16 protein-coding genes and 15 tRNA genes are annotated in these 19053 nt (G+C 44.7%); 24 read left to right on the forward strand and 7 right to left on the reverse strand.

Annotation, left to right across the window (positions count from 1 at the left end):
- Nucleotides 1-6 precede the first annotated feature (6 nt).
- Complete coding sequence (locus VPNCDNU1_RS11265; protein ID WP_237324121.1) at nt 7-1245, forward strand: sensor histidine kinase; 1239 nt, start codon at nt 7-9, stop codon at nt 1243-1245.
- A gap of 91 nt (nt 1246-1336) precedes the next feature.
- On the opposite strand, the gene kdsA is transcribed toward VPNCDNU1_RS11265, so the two are convergent.
- The 6 genes from kdsA to hemA form a co-directional block, all read right to left on the reverse strand.
- Nucleotides 1337-2188, reverse strand: coding sequence for a 3-deoxy-8-phosphooctulonate synthase (gene kdsA / locus VPNCDNU1_RS11270; RefSeq protein WP_104400413.1), 852 nt, complete (start codon nt 2186-2188; stop codon nt 1337-1339).
- A gap of 13 nt (nt 2189-2201) precedes the next feature.
- On the reverse strand, nt 2202-3011 hold the full coding sequence (locus VPNCDNU1_RS11275; RefSeq protein ID WP_104400414.1) for a SirB1 family protein: 810 nt from the start codon (nt 3009-3011) through the stop codon (nt 2202-2204).
- A gap of 3 nt (nt 3012-3014) precedes the next feature.
- A complete protein-coding gene (locus VPNCDNU1_RS11280; RefSeq protein WP_101110735.1) occupies nt 3015-3398 on the reverse strand; it encodes a SirB2 family protein in 384 nt (127 codons plus the stop codon).
- Between the two features lie 64 nt (nt 3399-3462).
- Nucleotides 3463-4311, reverse strand: a complete 849-nt coding sequence (prmC, locus tag VPNCDNU1_RS11285; protein ID WP_104400415.1) for a peptide chain release factor N(5)-glutamine methyltransferase — start codon at nt 4309-4311, stop codon at nt 3463-3465.
- A gap of 35 nt (nt 4312-4346) precedes the next feature.
- Nucleotides 4347-5435 carry a peptide chain release factor 1 gene (prfA, locus tag VPNCDNU1_RS11290; protein WP_101110736.1) on the reverse strand — a complete coding sequence of 363 codons (1089 nt, stop codon included), beginning with the start codon at nt 5433-5435 and terminating at the stop codon, nt 4347-4349.
- Nucleotides 5436-5453: 18 nt separating this feature from the next.
- Nucleotides 5454-6710 (reverse strand): glutamyl-tRNA reductase, encoded by a 1257-nt coding sequence (hemA, locus tag VPNCDNU1_RS11295; protein ID WP_104400416.1) that lies wholly within the window; start codon nt 6708-6710, stop codon nt 5454-5456.
- A 140-nt stretch (nt 6711-6850) separates the two neighbouring features.
- Between hemA and lolB the strand changes: the two genes are divergently transcribed.
- The 21 genes from lolB to VPNCDNU1_RS11400 all read left to right on the forward strand — a co-directional run bounded on the left by lolB (nt 6851) and on the right by VPNCDNU1_RS11400 (nt 14697).
- Entirely contained in the window at nt 6851-7498 is a 648-nt protein-coding gene (gene lolB / locus VPNCDNU1_RS11300) for a lipoprotein insertase outer membrane protein LolB (RefSeq protein WP_167404773.1), read from the forward strand.
- Nucleotides 7495-8367, forward strand: a complete 873-nt coding sequence (gene ispE, locus VPNCDNU1_RS11305; protein WP_167404774.1) for a 4-(cytidine 5'-diphospho)-2-C-methyl-D-erythritol kinase — start codon at nt 7495-7497, stop codon at nt 8365-8367. The genes lolB and ispE overlap by 4 nt, the downstream gene beginning before the upstream one ends.
- A gap of 29 nt (nt 8368-8396) precedes the next feature.
- Nucleotides 8397-9341 (forward strand): ribose-phosphate pyrophosphokinase, encoded by a 945-nt coding sequence (locus tag VPNCDNU1_RS11310; protein ID WP_004401505.1) that lies wholly within the window; start codon nt 8397-8399, stop codon nt 9339-9341.
- Between the two features lie 180 nt (nt 9342-9521).
- Entirely contained in the window at nt 9522-10112 is a 591-nt protein-coding gene (gene pth / locus VPNCDNU1_RS11315; protein WP_104400419.1) for an aminoacyl-tRNA hydrolase, read from the forward strand.
- 10 nt (nt 10113-10122) lie between these two features.
- A complete protein-coding gene (gene ychF / locus VPNCDNU1_RS11320) occupies nt 10123-11214 on the forward strand; it encodes a redox-regulated ATPase YchF (protein ID WP_104400420.1) in 1092 nt (363 codons plus the stop codon).
- 293 nt (nt 11215-11507) lie between these two features.
- Nucleotides 11508-11584, forward strand: a tRNA-Met gene (locus VPNCDNU1_RS11325).
- A gap of 38 nt (nt 11585-11622) precedes the next feature.
- Nucleotides 11623-11707: transfer RNA gene (locus VPNCDNU1_RS11330), tRNA-Leu, on the forward strand.
- 30 nt (nt 11708-11737) lie between these two features.
- A tRNA-Gln gene (locus VPNCDNU1_RS11335) sits at nt 11738-11812 on the forward strand.
- A 96-nt stretch (nt 11813-11908) separates the two neighbouring features.
- Nucleotides 11909-11985: transfer RNA gene (locus tag VPNCDNU1_RS11340), tRNA-Met, on the forward strand.
- A 55-nt stretch (nt 11986-12040) separates the two neighbouring features.
- Nucleotides 12041-12125, forward strand: a tRNA-Leu gene (locus tag VPNCDNU1_RS11345).
- Nucleotides 12126-12154: 29 nt separating this feature from the next.
- A tRNA-Leu gene (locus VPNCDNU1_RS11350) sits at nt 12155-12239 on the forward strand.
- A 55-nt stretch (nt 12240-12294) separates the two neighbouring features.
- Nucleotides 12295-12369 (forward strand) — tRNA-Gln (locus tag VPNCDNU1_RS11355).
- 54 nt (nt 12370-12423) lie between these two features.
- Nucleotides 12424-12508, forward strand: a tRNA-Leu gene (locus VPNCDNU1_RS11360).
- Nucleotides 12509-12565: 57 nt separating this feature from the next.
- Nucleotides 12566-12640, forward strand: a tRNA-Gln gene (locus tag VPNCDNU1_RS11365).
- 51 nt (nt 12641-12691) lie between these two features.
- Nucleotides 12692-12776: transfer RNA gene (locus tag VPNCDNU1_RS11370), tRNA-Leu, on the forward strand.
- Between the two features lie 32 nt (nt 12777-12808).
- Nucleotides 12809-12883 (forward strand) — tRNA-Gln (locus tag VPNCDNU1_RS11375).
- A gap of 125 nt (nt 12884-13008) precedes the next feature.
- Nucleotides 13009-13083: transfer RNA gene (locus VPNCDNU1_RS11380), tRNA-Gln, on the forward strand.
- Nucleotides 13084-13136: 53 nt separating this feature from the next.
- Nucleotides 13137-13221, forward strand: a tRNA-Leu gene (locus VPNCDNU1_RS11385).
- Between the two features lie 13 nt (nt 13222-13234).
- A tRNA-Met gene (locus VPNCDNU1_RS11390) sits at nt 13235-13311 on the forward strand.
- A gap of 52 nt (nt 13312-13363) precedes the next feature.
- Nucleotides 13364-13448 (forward strand) — tRNA-Leu (locus tag VPNCDNU1_RS11395).
- 181 nt (nt 13449-13629) lie between these two features.
- Nucleotides 13630-14697 (forward strand): lactonase family protein, encoded by a 1068-nt coding sequence (locus tag VPNCDNU1_RS11400; RefSeq protein WP_104400421.1) that lies wholly within the window; start codon nt 13630-13632, stop codon nt 14695-14697.
- Between the two features lie 8 nt (nt 14698-14705).
- Here the strand turns inward: VPNCDNU1_RS11400 and VPNCDNU1_RS11405 are convergent, their stop codons facing one another.
- The gene (locus VPNCDNU1_RS11405; protein ID WP_104400422.1) at nt 14706-15857 is read right to left on the reverse strand and encodes a 2-octaprenyl-3-methyl-6-methoxy-1,4-benzoquinol hydroxylase; all 1152 of its coding nucleotides are present in this window, start codon (nt 15855-15857) and stop codon (nt 14706-14708) included.
- A 221-nt stretch (nt 15858-16078) separates the two neighbouring features.
- Between VPNCDNU1_RS11405 and VPNCDNU1_RS11410 the strand changes: the two genes are divergently transcribed.
- Both VPNCDNU1_RS11410 and VPNCDNU1_RS11415 read left to right on the forward strand, forming a co-directional pair.
- On the forward strand, nt 16079-17812 hold the full coding sequence (locus VPNCDNU1_RS11410; protein ID WP_104400423.1) for a substrate-binding domain-containing protein: 1734 nt from the start codon (nt 16079-16081) through the stop codon (nt 17810-17812).
- Nucleotides 17809-19044 carry an ABC transporter substrate-binding protein gene (locus VPNCDNU1_RS11415; RefSeq protein ID WP_104400424.1) on the forward strand — a complete coding sequence of 412 codons (1236 nt, stop codon included), beginning with the start codon at nt 17809-17811 and terminating at the stop codon, nt 19042-19044. Before VPNCDNU1_RS11410 ends, VPNCDNU1_RS11415 begins: the two co-directional genes overlap by 4 nt.
- Nucleotides 19045-19053: the final 9 nt, after the last annotated feature.

Below are 19053 nucleotides of genomic sequence, written 5' to 3' on the forward strand. Positions count from 1 at the left end.
TAGCGAATGAAAAATCGTTCAATCAACGATGTAAAAAGAGACTTACTGCGATTTTATAGCTTGATCGCGTTCAGCTTAGCTGCGCTTATTTACCTTTCTTTTGCACTATACCTAGTCATCAACGAAGACCGAAATACCGCGGTTCACCTTCAATCGTTCAAAAATATTGCGATAGAGCGATACCAAAATTCAGGCTTACCTTATGAGAAAGTCAGCCCATTTATCAGCGCGTATTACGATATTGATGTGCTGCCAGACACCATCAAAGAAATGACGCCACTGCCTATCAATGAAGTCAGCAATAATCGCAACTTCTTAAATGAAGGTTATTTTGTTTTCTATACAAGATTTCTTGATAGCAATAGTAAAGATACCGCCTTGTATCTGACTATTGATGCTGGTGCAAAAGATTTTGGAGATGAATCATGGGATTTTATCATTTTGATTTCGATGGCATTTACGGGCTGCCTTATCTTAGTACTTCGATTCTCACTAAAACGGGTATTTAGTATGATCATGAGCCCGATATCAGAACTAAGCACTCAGCTGACATTGGAGGGCGCTCATAAGTTTCAAGTCGAAGATGATGCCATTGTTGAACTGCAACACTTAACGGAAAGGCTTAACCAGTTTTCTGACATGAAAGAAAGAATAGCTAAGCAAGAGATGATGTTTGCAAAGTACGCCAGTCATGAACTCAAGACTCCAATTGCCATCATTCTTGGCGCCGCTAATTTACAAGGCATGAAGCAAGAGCCAGAATTTCATGAGAAGCAACGAGTACGTATTGTCAGTGCCGCAAAAAAAATGCAAGCAACGGTGGAAGTTCTGCTCAATATCGTCAAGCAAGAAAATGTAGGCGACGTAGCCCAGCTCTATTCTATCCAACTAGATGCGATTGATATTGCCAGTTACCAACGGGCTCGCCCTGACATTAAGTTTGATCTGGAATTAGACCCAAATACCCAAACTAACCTTCCCCCAACAGTGTTATCGATGATTTTGAAAAACCTGTTGGACAATTCCATCAGGCACACAGATGAAGGCAAGATTGATGTTTTAATTCAAGCTGAGACAATTCGAGTTCGAGATACGGGCAGTGGATTAGACGGTAAAACCATATCAGAACATGGTTTAGGGCTTTTGATTGTGCGTCGCCTTTGTGAAAGCTACCAGTGGTCATTCTCTATTGCCAACCACCCACAAGGCGGCTGCATAGCGGAATTGAAGCGGCACATAGAATAACTGAAGTCATAAAAAAACGAGCTCTAAAAGCTCGTTTTTCACTTCAATTCGCTAGCACTGCTATGCTGAGATTTATCTGAAACCAGTCAACCTAGTTAATCTCAATAGGTTCGAAGCTTTTAATCAAATCATCCAGAGATTTCATTTGAGCGAGGAAAGGTTCCAACTTATCAAGAGGCAACGCAGATGGACCGTCACACAGTGCTTTCTCTGGATTAGGGTGCGCTTCAATAAACAAACCCGCAATGCCAGTTGCTAGACCCGCTTTCGCAAGTTCTACTGTCTGCTCACGGCGTCCACCAGATGCAGCACCCGATGGGTCACGCATTTGTAGCGCGTGAGTCACATCAAAGATGATAGGGCTACCATCAGAGGCTTTCTTCATCACCCCAAAGCCAAGCATGTCGACCACAAGGTTATCGTAACCATGGCAAGCACCACGCTCACATAAAATGATTTGCTCGTTTCCACATTCCGCAAACTTATCAACGATGTTCCCCACCTGAGCTGGGCTCATAAATTGAGGTTTTTTCACGTTAATAACAGCGCCTGTCTTGGCCATTGCTTCAACCAAATCGGTTTGACGCGCCAAGAAAGCAGGAAGTTGGATAACATCCACGACTTCAGAAACTGGCTGCGCCTGTGCTTCTGTGTGGATATCGGTAATGATTTTGACACCAAAAGTCTCTTTCAACTCTTGGAAAATTTTCAAACCTTCCTCCATACCAGGACCACGGTATGAATTGATTGAGGAGCGGTTTGCTTTATCAAAAGACGCTTTGAATACGTATGGGATACCCAGCTTCTCAGTCACCTTTACGTAATGCTCACAGATCTGCATAGCAAGATCGCGTGATTCAAGGACATTCATGCCCGCAAAAAGTGTAAATGGCTTGTCGTTAGCGACATCCAGCTCGCCAATTTTGACGGTTTTCTGTTCCATATGAAGGTCTCGCCTAATGAATAGTAATTTGAGTTTCGCTCATGGTACTCACCTGAGCTTTAAGGAGTTCTGCACCCGGGTCATCTGGGCATTGATCAATAAAAAACTGATAATCCGTCGCAGCAATTTGATGACAATCGAGTTGCTGATATATAAATCCACGATCGCGAATTTCATAAGGGTCATCAGGAACAAACGTCAATGCTAAATCCGTGCAATTCAGCGCTAAGGTGTATCGCTCTTCGCGCAACATTGCGGATTTGATCAATGCAAGCCAACGCCCGATAACCGTTGGGTTATCCGCTGAAGCCAAATGCTCTGGCTTCAGTTTAGCCAACGGTCCATCATGACCAATTAGCCACGCGCGCAGTGTTTGCTCACTCACGTATTCCCCATTGAATGGGTTGATGTATGTCGCTGTTTCATCAGGCCACATCACCTTGACAAGAAACTGAGTCGGAAAGGTTACCCCTTCTACAGGAAAGCCCAGTTTTTGACCAAAGTAGAGTAAAAGCGAACCCAAGCTAACAGGGATACCTTTGCGTCGCTCCAGCACTTTGTCCATAAAAGCATTTTCACTTGCAAAATAAGCTTCACTGTCGCCTTCAAATTGCCACTGGCAATAAAAAAGACGCAAGAAAGCCTCAAACCTTGCTTGCTCATTCACTTCATGGCTCAATTCTAGCTCGGCTTCTTTTAACAGACGCTCAAGCTCTGCATTCGCCCAATGTACATTCGTATCGGGATCAATCGCCTCATTTAGCGCTAAAGCCCCTTCAACCAATGTCATGTCGTCTAAGTCTTCGTCGAACAGATCAAACATGATTTAACCTAAAAATACCGGTACTTTCGTAACAGCAAGTTTCCCTGCCATAGCCAACCATCCTAGCGCACCAAAAAAGGCAAACGCTCGTAACAATTGGTTCTTACCTAATTTTAATGCAAAAAATCCAAGGGCAATGTAAGCCAGCACACAAGTTATCTTTTCAGTTAACCAAAGCCCTGCTGGTGTAAACGGCACAAAGCCCGTGATAGCAACCAATCCCACACCAGACAACAGCAAAAGTGTGTCGTTAATGTGAGGTGATATTTTGAGAAATTTATTTTCTAATACTGGCGATTTAGCCACCATCAATGCATACCGAAGAACAAACAGCAATACACTGATCGCAATCGTAAGCATGTGGAAATGTTTTAGCGCTATATACATAATAATTATCTTTTTTATATGTACTCAGTACATTGCTCATCAAGAAGGACGATATCGCCTTTCATCAAGATCGAAAGCGACCCAGTGTGACTCTGTCGTTTCCGGTGTAATCTTGTTCGGTCACTACATCAACATACCCTAGTGACATTAAAACGTCTCTCACTAGTAGGCCTTGCTCAAAACCATGCTCCATTAAAAGCCAACCATCTTCAGAAAGATAAGAGCGTGCGTTATCCGCTATGTAGCTCAGGTCAGCCATTCCCTTCTCTTCTGCGACAAGGGCGCTCATCGGTTCAAATCGAACATCACCTTTCTCAAGGTGTGGATCACAAGCGTCAATATAGGGTGGATTACTTACGATACAAGCAAATTTCGTTCCCTCAGCAATGGGGGAAAACCAACTTCCTTGTAAAAATGAAGTATTTCGGATAGTTAAACGCGTAGCGTTCTCTGTCGCCAGTTTTTGGGCTTCCTCACGGATGTCGACTCCCGTGACTTGTACCGAGGGCAATTCACTGGCTATCGCCAATGCAATGGCACCCGTCCCTGTCCCCAAATCAAGCACTTTTCCCGTAACGCCAGACATCTTATCCAATGCCAGCTCAACTAGGCGTTCGGTGTCGGGTCGAGGGATCAAGGTTGAAGGCGACACCTTTAATGGCAACGACCAGAACTCTCTTTCACCCACTATGTAGGCTACGGGTTCTCCGTTTAAACGTCTTCCCAATAACGATACAAAAGTTTCGTTCTGTTCAGCTGTTAACTCTCGCTCTGGCCACGTCAGCAAGTAACTTCTTGGTCTATCCAAAGCGTGGCAAAGCAACACAGCTGCGTCCAGCGACGGCGAATCACTGCCGCTGGTTATCAGTTGTTCTGTTGCCGCTTTTAAAGTGGCTTCAATACTCACAGGTATACCTTGTTCACCGATTATTAGTGTTCAGCATGCTGTTAGTTTTGATCAGCCAGTGCCGCCAGTTGATCCGCTTGGTGCTCTTGAATAACAGGATCAACCAAGCTTTGTAGATCACCTTCCATCACTTCATTCAAACGGTACACCGTTAAGTTGATTCGATGGTCAGAAACGCGACCTTGAGGGTAATTGTAGGTGCGAATTCGATCGCTTCGGTCACCAGAACCTAATAGGTTACGTCGAGTTGTTGACACTTCTTCCGCTCGCTTAGCTTCTTCAGCCTGAGTAATTCGCGCAGCCAGTACCGACATCGCTTTCGCTTTGTTCTTGTGCTGAGAACGCTCATCCTGACACTCAACAACTGTACCCGTTGGCAAGTGAGTAATTCGGATGGCTGAATCAGTGGTGTTAACGTGCTGACCACCCGCGCCTGACGCACGGAAGGTATCAATTTTCAGATCAGAGGCTTTGATTTCTGGAATTTCCGCTTCTGGGATCTCCGCCATAATAGCGACAGTACAAGCTGAAGTGTGTACGCGACCTTGAGATTCTGTTTCTGGTACGCGCTGAACACGATGGCCACCAGATTCAAACTTCAATACGCCATAAACCCCTTCACCGACCACTTTCGCGATCATCTCTTTGTAACCGCCGTGCTCCGATTCATTGGAGTTCACAACTTCAACTCGCCAACCACGTTTCTCGGCATATTTGCTGTACATGCGGAACAAATCACCCGCAAAAATTCCCGCTTCATCACCGCCAGCACCCGCTCGGATTTCTAGGAAGCAGTTACGGTCATCATTAGGGTCTTTAGGCAGTAAAAGAATCTGAAGCTCGTCCGCTAGGTTTTCAATGGACGCTTTTGCTTCTTTGATTTCTTCTTGAGCCATTTCACGCATTTCTGCGTCGTCTTCTTTCGCCATCTCTTCTGCAGCTTCAAGGTCTTCTTGCGCTTGCTGATAAGATTGGAAGCATTTCGTGACTTCTTCCAACTGAGAGTATTCTTTCGAAAGGGCGCGAAACTTGTTTTGGTCGCCAATGATGTCTGGATCGCCAAGCAAATGCTGGACTTCTTCATAACGCTCTACCAGCGTTTGAAGCTTGGTCAAAATAGAAGGTTTCATAATGTTCTTAAAATCAGTTTAGGAGTCTTCGAGTCCGAGACTCTGACGTATAACAGTTAATTTGGCGGGTTCACCCTGCTCTGCTGCACTTTGCAGCGCACGCGTGGGAGCGTGAATCAACTTGTTGGTTAACTTATTGCTAAGCTCGATAAGAATTTTTTCCGGATCACCGCCCGAAGACAGCGATTGCAAACTTCTAGAAAGCAGCTCTTCACGGATGCCATTCGCAGATTCACGGTAGTCTCTAATACTGTCTACCGCTTGCAACGAACGAAGCCAAGTCATAAACCCAGCACTTTCTTCTGCCACAATGGCTTCCGCTTGTATGGCTTCGACTTTTCTTTGCTCTATATTCTTATCAACAATGGATTGAAGATCATCCACGGTATATAAATAGGCATCGTCCAGTTCAGAAACTTGCGCTTCTACATCTCTAGGCACCGCAATATCAACAATTAATATCGGTTGATGTCTGCGGGCTTTTAAAGCCGTTTCTACCATTCCTTTCCCTATGATCGGCAGGGGACTTGCTGTGGAACTGATAACAATATCAGCTTTTGGCAAATGTTCAGGTATTTCCGGCAAACTAATCACTGACGCACCAAAATCTTCCGCCAGTGTTTGTGCTCTTTCACGAGTACGGTTCGCAACAATCATTTTTTTACAACCATGACCGTCAAGGTGTTTGGCAACCAACTCTATGGTTTCACCAGCACCGACCAACAATGCTGTTGTCTCTTCAATCGATTCAAAAATGTGTTTCGCCAGCGTACATGCAGCGTATGCCACAGATACTGCATTACCACCGATCTCGGTTTCAGTTCGAACACGCTTTGCAACAGAAAATGCTTTTTGAAAAAGCTTCTCCATTGTTGCGTCAACGGTCTTACTATCACGAGCATCAGAAAATGATTGCTTAACCTGACCTAAAATTTGAGGCTCGCCCAATACCAAGGAATCTAACCCACAAGCCACTCTCATCAAATGTTTGATGGCAGATTGTTCTTCATGGATATACAGGCTGGGCATTAAATCGGTTGAATGAATACCGTGAAAATCAGTTAACCAATCGATTATCTGACCTTTTCCTACATTTTTGACGTCACAATATATTTCTGTGCGATTGCAGGTTGAAAGGATCACTCCACCGTTAATACTCGAATTATTGGCAATATCAGATAGCGCTTGGGTCAGCTTGTCTGGAGAAAATGCGATTTTTTCTCGCAATTCGACCGACGCCGTATTGTGATTGATACCAATGACAAGCAAAGACATGTAGTGAGAGATCTCTGTCCGAAAATACTGTAAGAGCTTGAATTTTACTTTATGGAAGCACCTATTTAAAGGGGGGATTTAAACACGATGTCATTTAAGTGATATAGTGAGCGCCGAATTAGCGTTATGTGGAGCAAAGATTGACTATTCTACTCATTTCACCTATCACCCAATTTGTTCGTGCCTTGAGAAGCTCTTCTGCACTGTTTGTCGCTTCAGTAGCACTTTTACTTTCTGCTTGTACCACCCTTCCAGAGACAACCAATCAACCTGTCGACTGGGTTTCACATCAAAATCAGCTAGAATCACTCCATGAATATGCCCTGACAGGGAAAATGGCTTACATCAGTGAAAGTAAGCGCCAGAGCCTGAATTTCTACTGGAAAAAAACTCATAACTCAGAAGAACTTCGTCTAACTACTTTGCTTGGTCAGACCGCGTTACTGCTTAACATTGATGAAAATGGGGCAACCGTCGTCACCCATGAAGGAGACACCTATAGGCACGTAAGTAGCAATATCCTGATTAAGCGGCTTACTGGTCTCAGCATCCCAATAGATCAGTTAAGCGAATGGATAAAAGGCTTGCCTATCGATGCTGACTACTACCAACTTAACGAGGCAAATACGTTAAGCGACTTAACAAAGCAGATAGATGGTCAGGCATGGAATTTGAATTTCAATAAATACACCCAACAAAATGGATTCGTATTACCGTCGAGCTTGACGTTAGTACAGGACAAAACAAAGTTAAAAATTGCCGTTTCAAAATGGATAGTCTCTCAATGATTCCAACCCATACCACTTGGCCTTCGCCAGCAAAACTCAACCTATTCCTATACATAACAGGTCAAAGAGCCAATGGCTACCATGAGCTCCAAACACTTTTCCAGTTCATCGATTACGGCGACGAGCTGGGTATAAAAGCCAACACTTCCGGAAATGTGACGCTATCACCAGAAATTGAAGGTGTCGCCCTCGAAGATAACTTAATTTGGAAAGCTGCCCGTGCACTGCAACAAAAAACCGAATGCCGTTTGGGTGCACACATTGACCTAAACAAGATTCTACCAATGGGCGGAGGAATAGGTGGTGGTTCTTCAAACGCCGCCACAACATTAGTTGCGTTGAATTATTTATGGCAAACCAATCTATCCGACAATGAGCTAGCGGAAATAGGTCTTGCTTTAGGTGCTGATGTACCTGTTTTTGTTCGAGGTCACGCCGCGTTTGCTGAAGGCGTCGGTGAGGAAATTTACCCAGCGGAACCGGAAGAAAAAGTTTATCTTGTTCTTCGCCCAAATGTCAGCATCGCGACAGCCGACATTTTTTCTCATCCTCAATTGACAAGAAACACACCAAAACGAGATCTGGCAACACTTCTTGACACTGAGTACGAAAACGATTGCGAAAAAATCGTCCGAATACTCTATCCTGAGGTTGATAAGCAACTTTCATGGCTGCTACAATACGCGCCGTCAAGATTGACGGGTACTGGATCATGTATTTTTGGCGAATTTTCGAGCAAAAGTGAAGCAGATTCAGTGCTCTCTCAGCTTTCAGATGATGTACATGCATTTGTCGCTGCAGGCGTAAATCTTTCGCCTCTAAAAGAAAGATTGGCCGAGTACGAATCGGCCGACTCACAATCTATCTAAAAACTGGACGCAACCCCGAGGTTTCTACCGTGCCTGATATGAAGCTATTTGCTGGTAACGCTACACCTGAACTAGCCCAACGTATTGCTGATCGTCTATACATCTCCCTAGGTGACGCTACTGTTTCCCGTTTCTCTGACGGCGAAGTCGCTGTTCAAATCAACGAGAACGTACGTGGTAGTGATGTATTCATCATCCAATCTACTTGTGCACCAACCAACGACAACCTAATGGAGTTGGTGGTAATGATTGATGCAATGCGCCGTGCTTCAGCTGGCCGTATTACAGCAGTAATCCCTTACTTCGGATACGCTCGCCAAGATCGTCGTGTACGTTCAGCTCGTGTGCCAATCACTGCTAAAGTGGTTGCCGATTTCCTTTCTAACGTTGGTGTTGACCGCGTTCTTACTATTGACCTTCACGCAGAACAAATTCAGGGCTTCTTCGATGTTCCTGTAGATAATATCTTCGGTACTCCAGTACTACTTGAAGATATGCGTGCTCGTGGTCTAGAAGATCCGGTTGTTGTATCTCCAGATCTTGGTGGTGTTGTACGCGCTCGTGCAACAGCAAAAGCTCTTGACGATACTGATATCGCTATCGTAGACAAGCGTCGCCCACGCGCTAACGTTTCAGAAGTGATGAACCTTATCGGTGATGTTGAAGGTCGCGATTGCGTGATCGTTGATGACATGATCGATACAGGTGGCACGCTTTGTAAAGCAGCAGAAGCACTAAAACAACGTGGCGCAAAGCGTGTATTCGCTTACGCAACTCACGCTGTGTTCTCTGGTAACGCTGCTGAAAACATTGCTAACTCGGTACTTGACCAAGTCATTATTACTGACTCAATCGAACTACCTCAAGAGATGGCGGCAACAGGCAAAGTGACTCAGCTTACTCTGTCTAGCATGTTGGCTGAAGCGATTCGTCGTATCAGCAATGAAGAGTCTATCTCTGCAATGTTCAACTAAGACTTATGTTCAAAGCCCAACCAAAATTTAGGTTGTGCTAAGAATGACCCTAATTTAAAAGATGCCTCGCAATGCGGGGCATTTTTTTATCCGTAGAATGTCCGTAGACATCCTGTCGATTAATAAGTTTGAAGTGTGCTATCATATCGCGCTTTTTGATTACGCAGAGAGACCATAACCTTGAGTCAGACCATTAAACTTCTGGTTGGATTGGCAAATCCCGGACCGGAATACGCAAGAACCCGCCATAATGCAGGGGCTTGGGCAGTTGAAGAGTTAGCGAGGGTTCATAATGTAACCTTAAAAAATGAAGCTAAATTTTTCGGGTTAACGGGTCGTATCATGGTCGATGGTCAGGATTTACGTTTACTGATTCCAACCACCTATATGAACTTGTCTGGTAAAGCCGTCGCTGCTCTCGCAAAGTTCTATCAGATCCCCCCAGAAGAAATAATGGTGGCACATGATGAACTCGACATGCCTCCAGGTGTCGCCAAATTCAAAAAAGGCGGTGGTCATGGTGGGCATAACGGTCTAAAAGACATCATCAGTAAACAAGGCAATAACAAAGATTTCTATCGCCTTAGGATTGGCATTGGTCATCCTGGGCATAAAGACAAAGTGGCGGGCTATGTATTAGGCAAAGCACCAGCCAAAGAGCAAGAATGCATTGATGCTGCAGTAGATGAATCTGTCCGCAGCCTCGACATCTTGTTAAAAGACGGACTTACGAAAGCGCAAAACCGCTTACACACGTTCAAAGCTGAATAAGGTTACTATCATGGGTTTTAAATGTGGCATCGTTGGTTTGCCAAATGTTGGTAAATCAACTCTGTTTAACGCACTGACTAAAGCAGGCATCGAGGCAGCAAACTTTCCTTTCTGTACTATCGAGCCAAACACAGGCGTAGTACCTGTTCCAGATTTGCGTTTAGACGCATTAGCGAAAATTGTTAATCCGAAAAAAATCTTGCCAACAACAATGGAATTTGTCGACATCGCAGGTTTGGTTGCGGGTGCATCCAAAGGTGAAGGGCTAGGCAACAAATTCCTTGCTAACATTCGTGAAACTGACGCGATTGGTCATGTTGTTCGCTGTTTCGAGAACGAAAACATTGTTCACGTTGCGGGTAAAGTGTCTCCAATCGAAGATATTGAAGTCATCAATCTAGAGCTTGCGTTGGCTGATTTGGATTCTTGTGAGCGCGCTATTCACCGCAACACTAAGAAAGCCAAAGGCGGCGACAAAGACGCGAAGTTTGAACTGACTGTTCTTGAAAAACTGCTTCCTGTACTAACAGAAGGTGGAATGGCTCGTACGGTTGAGCTTGCAAAAGAAGAGCTGGCAGCTGTTGGTTACTTGAACTTCCTAACACTTAAGCCAACTATGTACATTGCCAATGTGAATGAAGATGGCTTTGAAAACAACCCATATCTAGATGCAGTGCGTGAGTACGCCGAAAATGAAAACAACGTTGTTGTCGCTGTTTGCGCATCTATCGAATCAGAACTGTCGGAACTAGACGATGAAGACCGTGAAGAATTTCTTGCCGATATGGGCATTGAAGAACCAGGATTGAACCGTGTAATTCGTTCTGGCTATGAGTTGTTAACGCTGCAAACTTACTTCACCGCAGGTGTTAAAGAAGTGCGTGCATGGACAATTCCAATTGGTGCAACAGCCCCTCAATCTGCCGGTAAAATCCACACTGATTTTGAGAAAGGTTTCATCCGTGCAGAAGTCGTTGGATACGATGATTTCATCCAATTCAACGGAGAAAGCGGTGCAAAAGAAGCTGGTAAATGGCGTCTAGAAGGTAAAGACTACATTGTGAAAGATGGTGACGTCGTTCACTTCCGCTTCAACGTTTAAGCGTTATTCTTCACGTTTTCACTTAAAAGTGTTCAAAAAGCCAACAAATTTGTTGGCTTTTTTTATTTAACGATACTCATAAATCCGATTTGAATACCTCTTCAGGCTATACCCATGTTGCAATCACAACACTTTTAGATCAGAAACACGTCTCTTTGCTTAAAAAAAGGGCGAACAATTCTAAAATCGCAATTTATTAAAAAAAACTGTTGACGGTTTTGGGTCATATCCGCATAATGCGCTCCGTTCTCGACAATAAGGCGACTTATAAAAGAGAGCGAACATTTAAAAATGGCTACGTAGCTCAGTTGGTTAGAGCACATCACTCATAATGATGGGGTCACAGGTTCGAATCCCGTCGTAGCCACCATTTCCTAAGCGCTTTTTTGAAAGCTTTTAGGAAATAATGCGGAAGTGGCGGAATTGGTAGACGCACCAGATTTAGGTTCTGGCGCCGCAAGGTGTGAGAGTTCAAGTCTCTCCTTCCGCACCATTATTTAGAGTGTGATTACACACTCGCTGTTGGGCTATCGCCAAGCGGTAAGGCAGCGGCTTTTGATGCCGCCATTCCCTGGTTCGAATCCAGGTAGCCCAGCCATTATTTTTTCTAGCGAAAAGTTTTTACATTTTCGGTAGAACTAGAGTAGAGATTGTATTATATTGTCTCGCTCTAAAAACATAGCAACAAAAAGATGGCTACGTAGCTCAGTTGGTTAGAGCACATCACTCATAATGATGGGGTCACAGGTTCGAATCCCGTCGTAGCCACCATACAATTGTTATTGGCTTTTACCAATTAGCGAATAACAAGATAGAAATTTGAGACGCGGAAGTGGCGGAATTGGTAGACGCACCAGATTTAGGTTCTGGCGCCGCAAGGTGTGAGAGTTCAAGTCTCTCCTTCCGCACCATCTCAAATCCTCTATCATAACAAATTCATGCGGAAGTGGCGGAATTGGTAGACGCACCAGATTTAGGTTCTGGCGCCGCAAGGTGTGAGAGTTCAAGTCTCTCCTTCCGCACCATGAATTGTTCTCTTTAGAAATAAAGAGCGTGAGATTGACACGGTAAACAATCAGTTGGGCTATCGCCAAGCGGTAAGGCAGCGGCTTTTGATGCCGCCATTCCCTGGTTCGAATCCAGGTAGCCCAGCCATTATTCAACGTTGTTAAGACTTTACCAATTGTCTTGATAACTACAGATTAAGTTGCGGAAGTGGCGGAATTGGTAGACGCACCAGATTTAGGTTCTGGCGCCGCAAGGTGTGAGAGTTCAAGTCTCTCCTTCCGCACCATATTCTTTTAAAGCAATGGCTTTAAATATATAGAGCTGTGATTATCACGCTCACAGTTGGGCTATCGCCAAGCGGTAAGGCAGCGGCTTTTGATGCCGCCATTCCCTGGTTCGAATCCAGGTAGCCCAGCCATTACAACGTCTGATTGACTCACCAATTGTCAGTCAAGACTACAAATTTGTTGCGGAAGTGGCGGAATTGGTAGACGCACCAGATTTAGGTTCTGGCGCCGCAAGGTGTGAGAGTTCAAGTCTCTCCTTCCGCACCATTATTTAGAGTGTGATTATACACGCTCGCTGTTGGGCTATCGCCAAGCGGTAAGGCAGCGGCTTTTGATGCCGCCATTCCCTGGTTCGAATCCAGGTAGCCCAGCCACTAAATCCACACTTGAATACTTAATATATTGAGTTTTAAGTGAATATAGTATATAAACTACCGCTAAGCGGCGGTGGCGAAATTCAGTGTAGTAACACTTCAATTCCAGAATGTAGTTGATCTACTGGGCTATCGCCAAGCGGTAAGGCAGCGGCTTTTGATGCCGCCATCCCCTGGTTCGAATCCAGGTAGCCCAGCCATATACAACGTTATTGAGATTTTACCAATCGTCTTGATAACTAAAAATTTTGATGCGGAAGTGGCGGAATTGGTAGACGCACCAGATTTAGGTTCTGGCGCCGCAAGGTGTGAGAGTTCAAGTCTCTCCTTCCGCACCATTTTTCAAAAAGTGGCTACGTAGCTCAGTTGGTTAGAGCACATCACTCATAATGATGGGGTCACAGGTTCGAATCCCGTCGTAGCCACCATTTACAACGTCTGAATGATTCACCAATCATCGTTCAAGACTACAGATTTGTTGCGGAAGTGGCGGAATTGGTAGACGCACCAGATTTAGGTTCTGGCGCCGCAAGGTGTGAGAGTTCAAGTCTCTCCTTCCGCACCATTATTTAGAAACCCACCTTTTGGTGGGTTTTCTATTTTCAGCATGATCATTTCTGACTCACATCATCAAATCTTTGTTCTGATTCTCATTCTTTCTGTATTAATTCCGCTTTCGGTTGCGTTTTATCCTCAATCATACTGATCATAGTTCTCATTGATTTGGAAAATTAAGGCAACTCAGAATGGTAAATCATCAAAAGATTCTTATTGGTAGCTATACACAATCCATCGGAGCCATGACGGGGGAAGGAAAAGGTATTTCCTCTGTCCAAATGAATTTGGAAACAGGTGCTTTCGATAAACTTACTTTGATATCTGATGCGCAAAATCCCGCTTATTTGATTTATCAGAATGGACAGGTTTTCGCCATCAATGAGTTTGCCAATGGAAAAGGTGCTGGCTTATCAGTGCACGATATTAAAAACCACCAGCTGACCCTACTCGATAGTAATCCGGTCGATGGTGATTATCCGTGCCACGTAGCAGTAAACTCAGATCAAACACTAGCGGTCACGTCTAATTATGGCACTGGAAATTTCAGTTTATTCTCTCTAAACAATGGCCAGCTAGAACACATACAAACTATTCAACATGTTGGTAGTGGTCCAAATGCTGATAGGCAGGAAGGACCTCATGCTCACTTTGCATGCTTTTTAAAGCAAACCAATGAAATAGTCACGGTAGACCTCGGCACCGACAGAGTGAGCTTTTATCCAATATCCAATTCACTCATCAACGAATCTGAAGTTCAGCACGTTCAGACACCTTCTGGCAGTGGTCCACGCCATTTAGTCTTATCAAAAGATGAGCTCAAAGCTTATGTGCTTTGTGAGTTGTCAGAAGAAGTTCTGGTTTTGAAAAAGAATGAACAGACCATTTGGGAAATTGCATCAACCATTTCTCCATTTGCAGAACACAATGAAGGTGGCGCTGCTGCCGCGATCCGTTTATCTGCCGATGAGAGATTTGTCTATGTTTCAGGCAGACAGCAATCGTCTATCGTCTGTTTAAAGGTAGAGCTCTCCGGTGATTTGACTGTCGTCCAAACCGTTTCATCTGGCGGGTTAAACCCTCGAGATTTCAACCTGACTCCAAATGGGAAATGGCTGGTCGCCGCGAATCAAGATACGAATAATTTGGTGTCTTATCGCCGAAATGAAGAGAATGGGACATTACAAGAAACGGGGCACAGTATCTCGACTGGCAACCCCGTATGTGTGCAGTTTTTTAGTCTACGTTTAAGCGTGTGAACATAACGCTATAAACCGAGCGCATAGCGCAGTACTTGTTGCTTAATAGGACCAGAATGCTCCGCGAGTTTCAAGGCTGCGTTACGTGTAAATGCAACGGGAGGGAATGTGTCTTTAAAGACTTTGTAAAATACATCCATACCCGTTTGCATTAACAAGTTGTCGCGCTTACGAATCGACTGGTAACGCTCCAACGCTTGCTCCGTCAAGCCCAGAGAATCACTTTGTTCTAGTAGTGCTTTTACATCCTTGAACCCCAAATTAACGCCCTGCCCCGCTAAAGGATTTATTGTGTGGGCCGCGTCCCCTATTAACACACAGCCTTTTTGATGATAACGCTGTGCATGTCGCCTCGTGAGTGGAAAAGCTCCGGCTTGCTCTACCGTTATCTCGCCCAATTCAGCTGGGAATTCATTCATAATGGTCGTCGCCAACTGAGTATGATTCATTGCAAGTAGAGAACGTATTTTTTGTGGTGAGTCATACCAAACAACCGAACCTTGATGCCCCGGGAGAGGCAAGAACGAACGAGGTCCAGACGCGGTAAATTGCTGCCAAGTAATATCTTGCTGAGGCTTATCTGTTGCGACATTAACCAACATGCAATGCTGGCGGTAGTCCCAAGCGGTTACACCTATTTGAGCGATGGCTCTCACCTTCGAATTTGCTCCATCGGCTCCAATCACCCATGTCGCTTGATATTCTTCCCCACTGGCTAAACGAAGCAGCCTAGAATCCAAATTATCTTCTATCGCCTCTAACGTATCTGGGCACTTTAACGTGATGTTGCTAAGCCTAGACATCGCATCCCACAACCCTAACTGCACCATACGATTCTCTACAATGAAGCCCAGTTGCTCAAGGTTGAGTTCGTCTGAGTGAAATCGTGTGCGGCATTCTGGCATATCCCACGTTTCAAGGCGTTTGTATGAGCATACACGCGTACTTTCGATAACATTCCAAGCACCAAGTTCTTCGAGAAAATTCACTGAGGATTGAGAAATTGCAGATACGCGTAGATCCATTGGCTGGGTCGAGTCGTAAGCTTTAGGCTGATGATGTTCAACAACCAATACCCCTTTCCCTTGTTTGGCAAACCCTACTGCCACAGCAGCACCAACCATTCCCCCACCAATCACGGCAATATCAAACTTTTCCATACCTTTCCCAAATAGCCACTTTGTGCCAGAAGCGCTTAGTTTACTGCTCTATTGGACAAGTCGTCCACGATAAGAACAAGTATCAGGTCACTCTTTAAGATCAATAAAGAACACAAATGATCATTTGTGATAATTTTGTAATTTATAGGTGAATAGTTTGATCATTTAGATTGATTTATACAGATAATGGTGAATATTGTTTATCCAGTGGATCACTCATTATGAACCAAAGGCTCCGCGAACAAGCTATATTGAATGTGCTAGAGAACCGTAGAAACGTCTCTATTGCACAGCTTGCTCAGGAGTTTCCTCAAGTGGCGAACGTCACTATTCGGAGAGACGTTGCGAGACTGGCAAAAAGCGGAAAGCTGGAGCGCTCTCATGGCGCTGTTCATGCTGTTAAAAATACAACTCCTCCTCCATTGACTCAAGAAGATATAGGTCTTGATGAAGTCGATGCCTTGATCCTTCCTCCAATCCATGAACCATGGGGCGATTTACTCAAGCAGCGAGCATTAGCAAATGGGCTGCCTGTCTTGTCTGAATCTGCCCCCGATTCTCAATGCACGTATATTGGTCCAGACAATTTAGAGGCAGGGTACCAACTCGGAAGTTTTGCCGCTAATCAGCTCAATAGTGATGAAGTGAAGTGCGCTAATGTTCTACTTATTAATCATGCACAACTGTCTAATGCACAGCAAAGAACAAAAGGGTTTTTGCGAGGTTTTAACCAATTTTACTTAGGTGAACTTCAGATACTATCTATTGATGGATTTGGGCATTACAGAACCGCACTGCGACAGATTCAAGATGCACTCGCAACACATCCAAATATCAATGTTCTGTTCGGCGTAAATGATCACTCGATTCTTGCTGGGTTAGAAGCCACGAAAGGTCGGCATGACATTTACGCCTATTCGATCGGATTAGAAGGCGATGATTTACTGGATGAACTCACTTACGGCAACCGACTTCACGCATGTGTCGCTTTATACCCAGAATTGGTTGGCTACATGGCGGCGCACACGGTTGCCAAGTTGGTTAGCGGTTTTGTTCCTCAGCCAGTATTGACCCCTTTTGATATTTTGACAGGGCAAGATGTGCATACCCGGTTTACTCGGCAAAATGATCACTGGGTTTTAAAACAAAACCTATCCGAGTTGGCTGGTCGCGACTTTTCTGTAGACAAAAGCAGCTTAACCTCTGCAAGAATCATGTTTGTGCCCCACTTTATCGATCACAACTGGTACCGAAAGCTGGCGAAAAGCTTGGAATCAGAATGCCAATACTTAGGGATACAATGTGAAATCCAGCCACCTGAAATCCAATTTCACAAAGAAGTGAATCATGCTCGAGAGCGCATTGCCCAAATGGCGGTGAAGGTACTCAAACGTGAAAGCAAAATATTCATCAATCACGGTGTATTCGCCATGCCTTTAGCTTCTGCATTAATTGCGGCAGCGGGCAAGCATACCATTGTGACCAACTCTCTGGATGCCTTTGAATTTTTCCAACAATACAAACATGATTTTCGGGTCATCTTAACAGGCGGGGAGCTTTTATCTGGCCAACGCGCACTGACTGGCTCTGCTTGCTTCTCAACATTAGAACAAATTCGAGTCGACAAAACCTTTCTTTCCGTGGATGGTATTTCATCCAAATTTGGCATCAGCATGAACGACGAAGCATGCTCAGTCGTAGCCAAAACCGCCATTGCCCGTTCGCACCAAACACTGGTTTTAGGCGAAGCCAGCCAGATGGGCGCGGAAGAAAATTACCTGATAGCTCCATTGCATGACATTACTGATGTCATGACAGATTTAGGCACCATTCCCGCACAGCGGCTAGAGCTGTCGGCAAATGGTATACGTGTTCACCTTGCCGAAGACTACTTGAAGTCTGAAGACAAGACACAAGCAGTGATGCACAAAAATAAACAAGGAGATAGTTTATGAAGCGTCTCAGTACACGTTTGCGCAGTTTATGCGCCTCTATCAGCTTAATGCTGATGGTGTCTGCACCCACAGTTCAAGCAGAAGACATAACCATCCGCTTTTGGGATAACCAACAGACTGAATCTGGTCTGAGTGACTACCAAAAAGCGTCTGTCGCCCTATTTGAAAAAGAAAACCCCGGGATCAAAGTGGATGTGACAACCGTGCCCTACCCTGAATATCAACAAAGACTCCTGACAGCAGTAAGAAGCGGAAATGCCCCCGATATTTCAACGGTCGACCAGATCTGGCTGGCAGCATTTGCAGAAGCAGGGGCGATTATCCCACTTGATAAGAAAATGAATGTGGCTTCAATGAATACTGGGCAATTCTTTCCCGGTGCCTGGTCCTCAGTTCGATACAAAGACAAAACTTGGGGTGTCCCGTTCAATGTAGACGTGTGGCAATTCAGTTACGTCAACAATGCTCTGTTCAAAAAAGCAGGTATCGCGCCCGATTCAATCGTCACTTGGAGTGGGCTAAAGTCCGCCGCAAAAGCACTAACAGACACATCTAAAGGACAGTATGGCGTTGGTTTATTTGGTCATAAAGGCGAAGACACCGTCGTGGTCGTCAACTCTTTTATCTTCTCCAATGGCGGTCAAGTCTTAGATAACAGTGGGCAATGTAAGTTAAACGAAAAACCTGCTGTTGAAGCTTTAGCGTATCTTCAAGATCTCGCGCAATACGCCCCTAAAGGCATTCTAAATGCTTCCAGTGGAGATATGCGAGAGCTGTTCCTCAATGGTTCATTGGCCATTGAATTTTGGCCCGCTTTGGAACAACCCACATTGAAGAAATCCAGTATTGATTGGGACTTTGTGAATGGTCATGCCCCTGCAGGTAAAACACCCGTTGGTACTTACGGCGGCTGGAATTTAGTCGTATACAAAGGTTCCAAACACCAAGAAGCGGCGTGGAAATTCGCCCAATTCCTTACAAGGCAAGACATCAATGGAAAAGTGGTCGACCTTCTTCCTGCTAACGTCAACGCAGCACAAAAGTTTGTTGATGCGAATCGACACAAACCTGATGCCATCATTGAGCACTTGAATAACGCATCACCTCGACCGCTGTCTTCTCGGTATTTGGAAATTGCCGATATTCAAATGGCAATGATTCAAGATCTCTTTGATGGCACGGATGCACAAAAAGCAGCGGACTCGGCTTGCATCAAGATCAATCAGTTGTAACTGGAAGCG

The sequence above is a fragment of the Vibrio penaeicida genome (genome assembly GCF_002933855.1).
Classification (GTDB): Bacteria; Pseudomonadota; Gammaproteobacteria; order Enterobacterales; family Vibrionaceae; genus Vibrio; species Vibrio penaeicida_A.

What these genes read in the sequence shown, in the direction of transcription:
- VPNCDNU1_RS11265 (WP_237324121.1), top strand. Translation starts at nt 7, where the DNA reads ATGAAAAATCGTTCAATCAACGATGTAAAAAGAGACTTACTGCGATTT.
- kdsA (WP_104400413.1), bottom strand. Translation starts at nt 2,188, where the DNA reads ATGGAACAGAAAACCGTCAAAATTGGCGAGCTGGATGTCGCTAACGAC.
- VPNCDNU1_RS11275 (WP_104400414.1), bottom strand. Translation starts at nt 3,011, where the DNA reads ATGTTTGATCTGTTCGACGAAGACTTAGACGACATGACATTGGTTGAA.
- VPNCDNU1_RS11280 (WP_101110735.1), bottom strand. Translation starts at nt 3,398, where the DNA reads ATGTATATAGCGCTAAAACATTTCCACATGCTTACGATTGCGATCAGT.
- prfA (WP_101110736.1), bottom strand. Translation starts at nt 5,435, where the DNA reads ATGAAACCTTCTATTTTGACCAAGCTTCAAACGCTGGTAGAGCGTTAT.
- hemA (WP_104400416.1), bottom strand. Translation starts at nt 6,710, where the DNA reads ATGTCTTTGCTTGTCATTGGTATCAATCACAATACGGCGTCGGTCGAA.
- ispE (WP_167404774.1), top strand. Translation starts at nt 7,495, where the DNA reads ATGATTCCAACCCATACCACTTGGCCTTCGCCAGCAAAACTCAACCTA.
- ychF (WP_104400420.1), top strand. Translation starts at nt 10,123, where the DNA reads ATGGGTTTTAAATGTGGCATCGTTGGTTTGCCAAATGTTGGTAAATCA.
- VPNCDNU1_RS11400 (WP_104400421.1), top strand. Translation starts at nt 13,630, where the DNA reads ATGGTAAATCATCAAAAGATTCTTATTGGTAGCTATACACAATCCATC.
- VPNCDNU1_RS11405 (WP_104400422.1), bottom strand. Translation starts at nt 15,857, where the DNA reads ATGGAAAAGTTTGATATTGCCGTGATTGGTGGGGGAATGGTTGGTGCT.
- VPNCDNU1_RS11410 (WP_104400423.1), top strand. Translation starts at nt 16,079, where the DNA reads ATGAACCAAAGGCTCCGCGAACAAGCTATATTGAATGTGCTAGAGAAC.
- VPNCDNU1_RS11415 (WP_104400424.1), top strand. Translation starts at nt 17,809, where the DNA reads ATGAAGCGTCTCAGTACACGTTTGCGCAGTTTATGCGCCTCTATCAGC.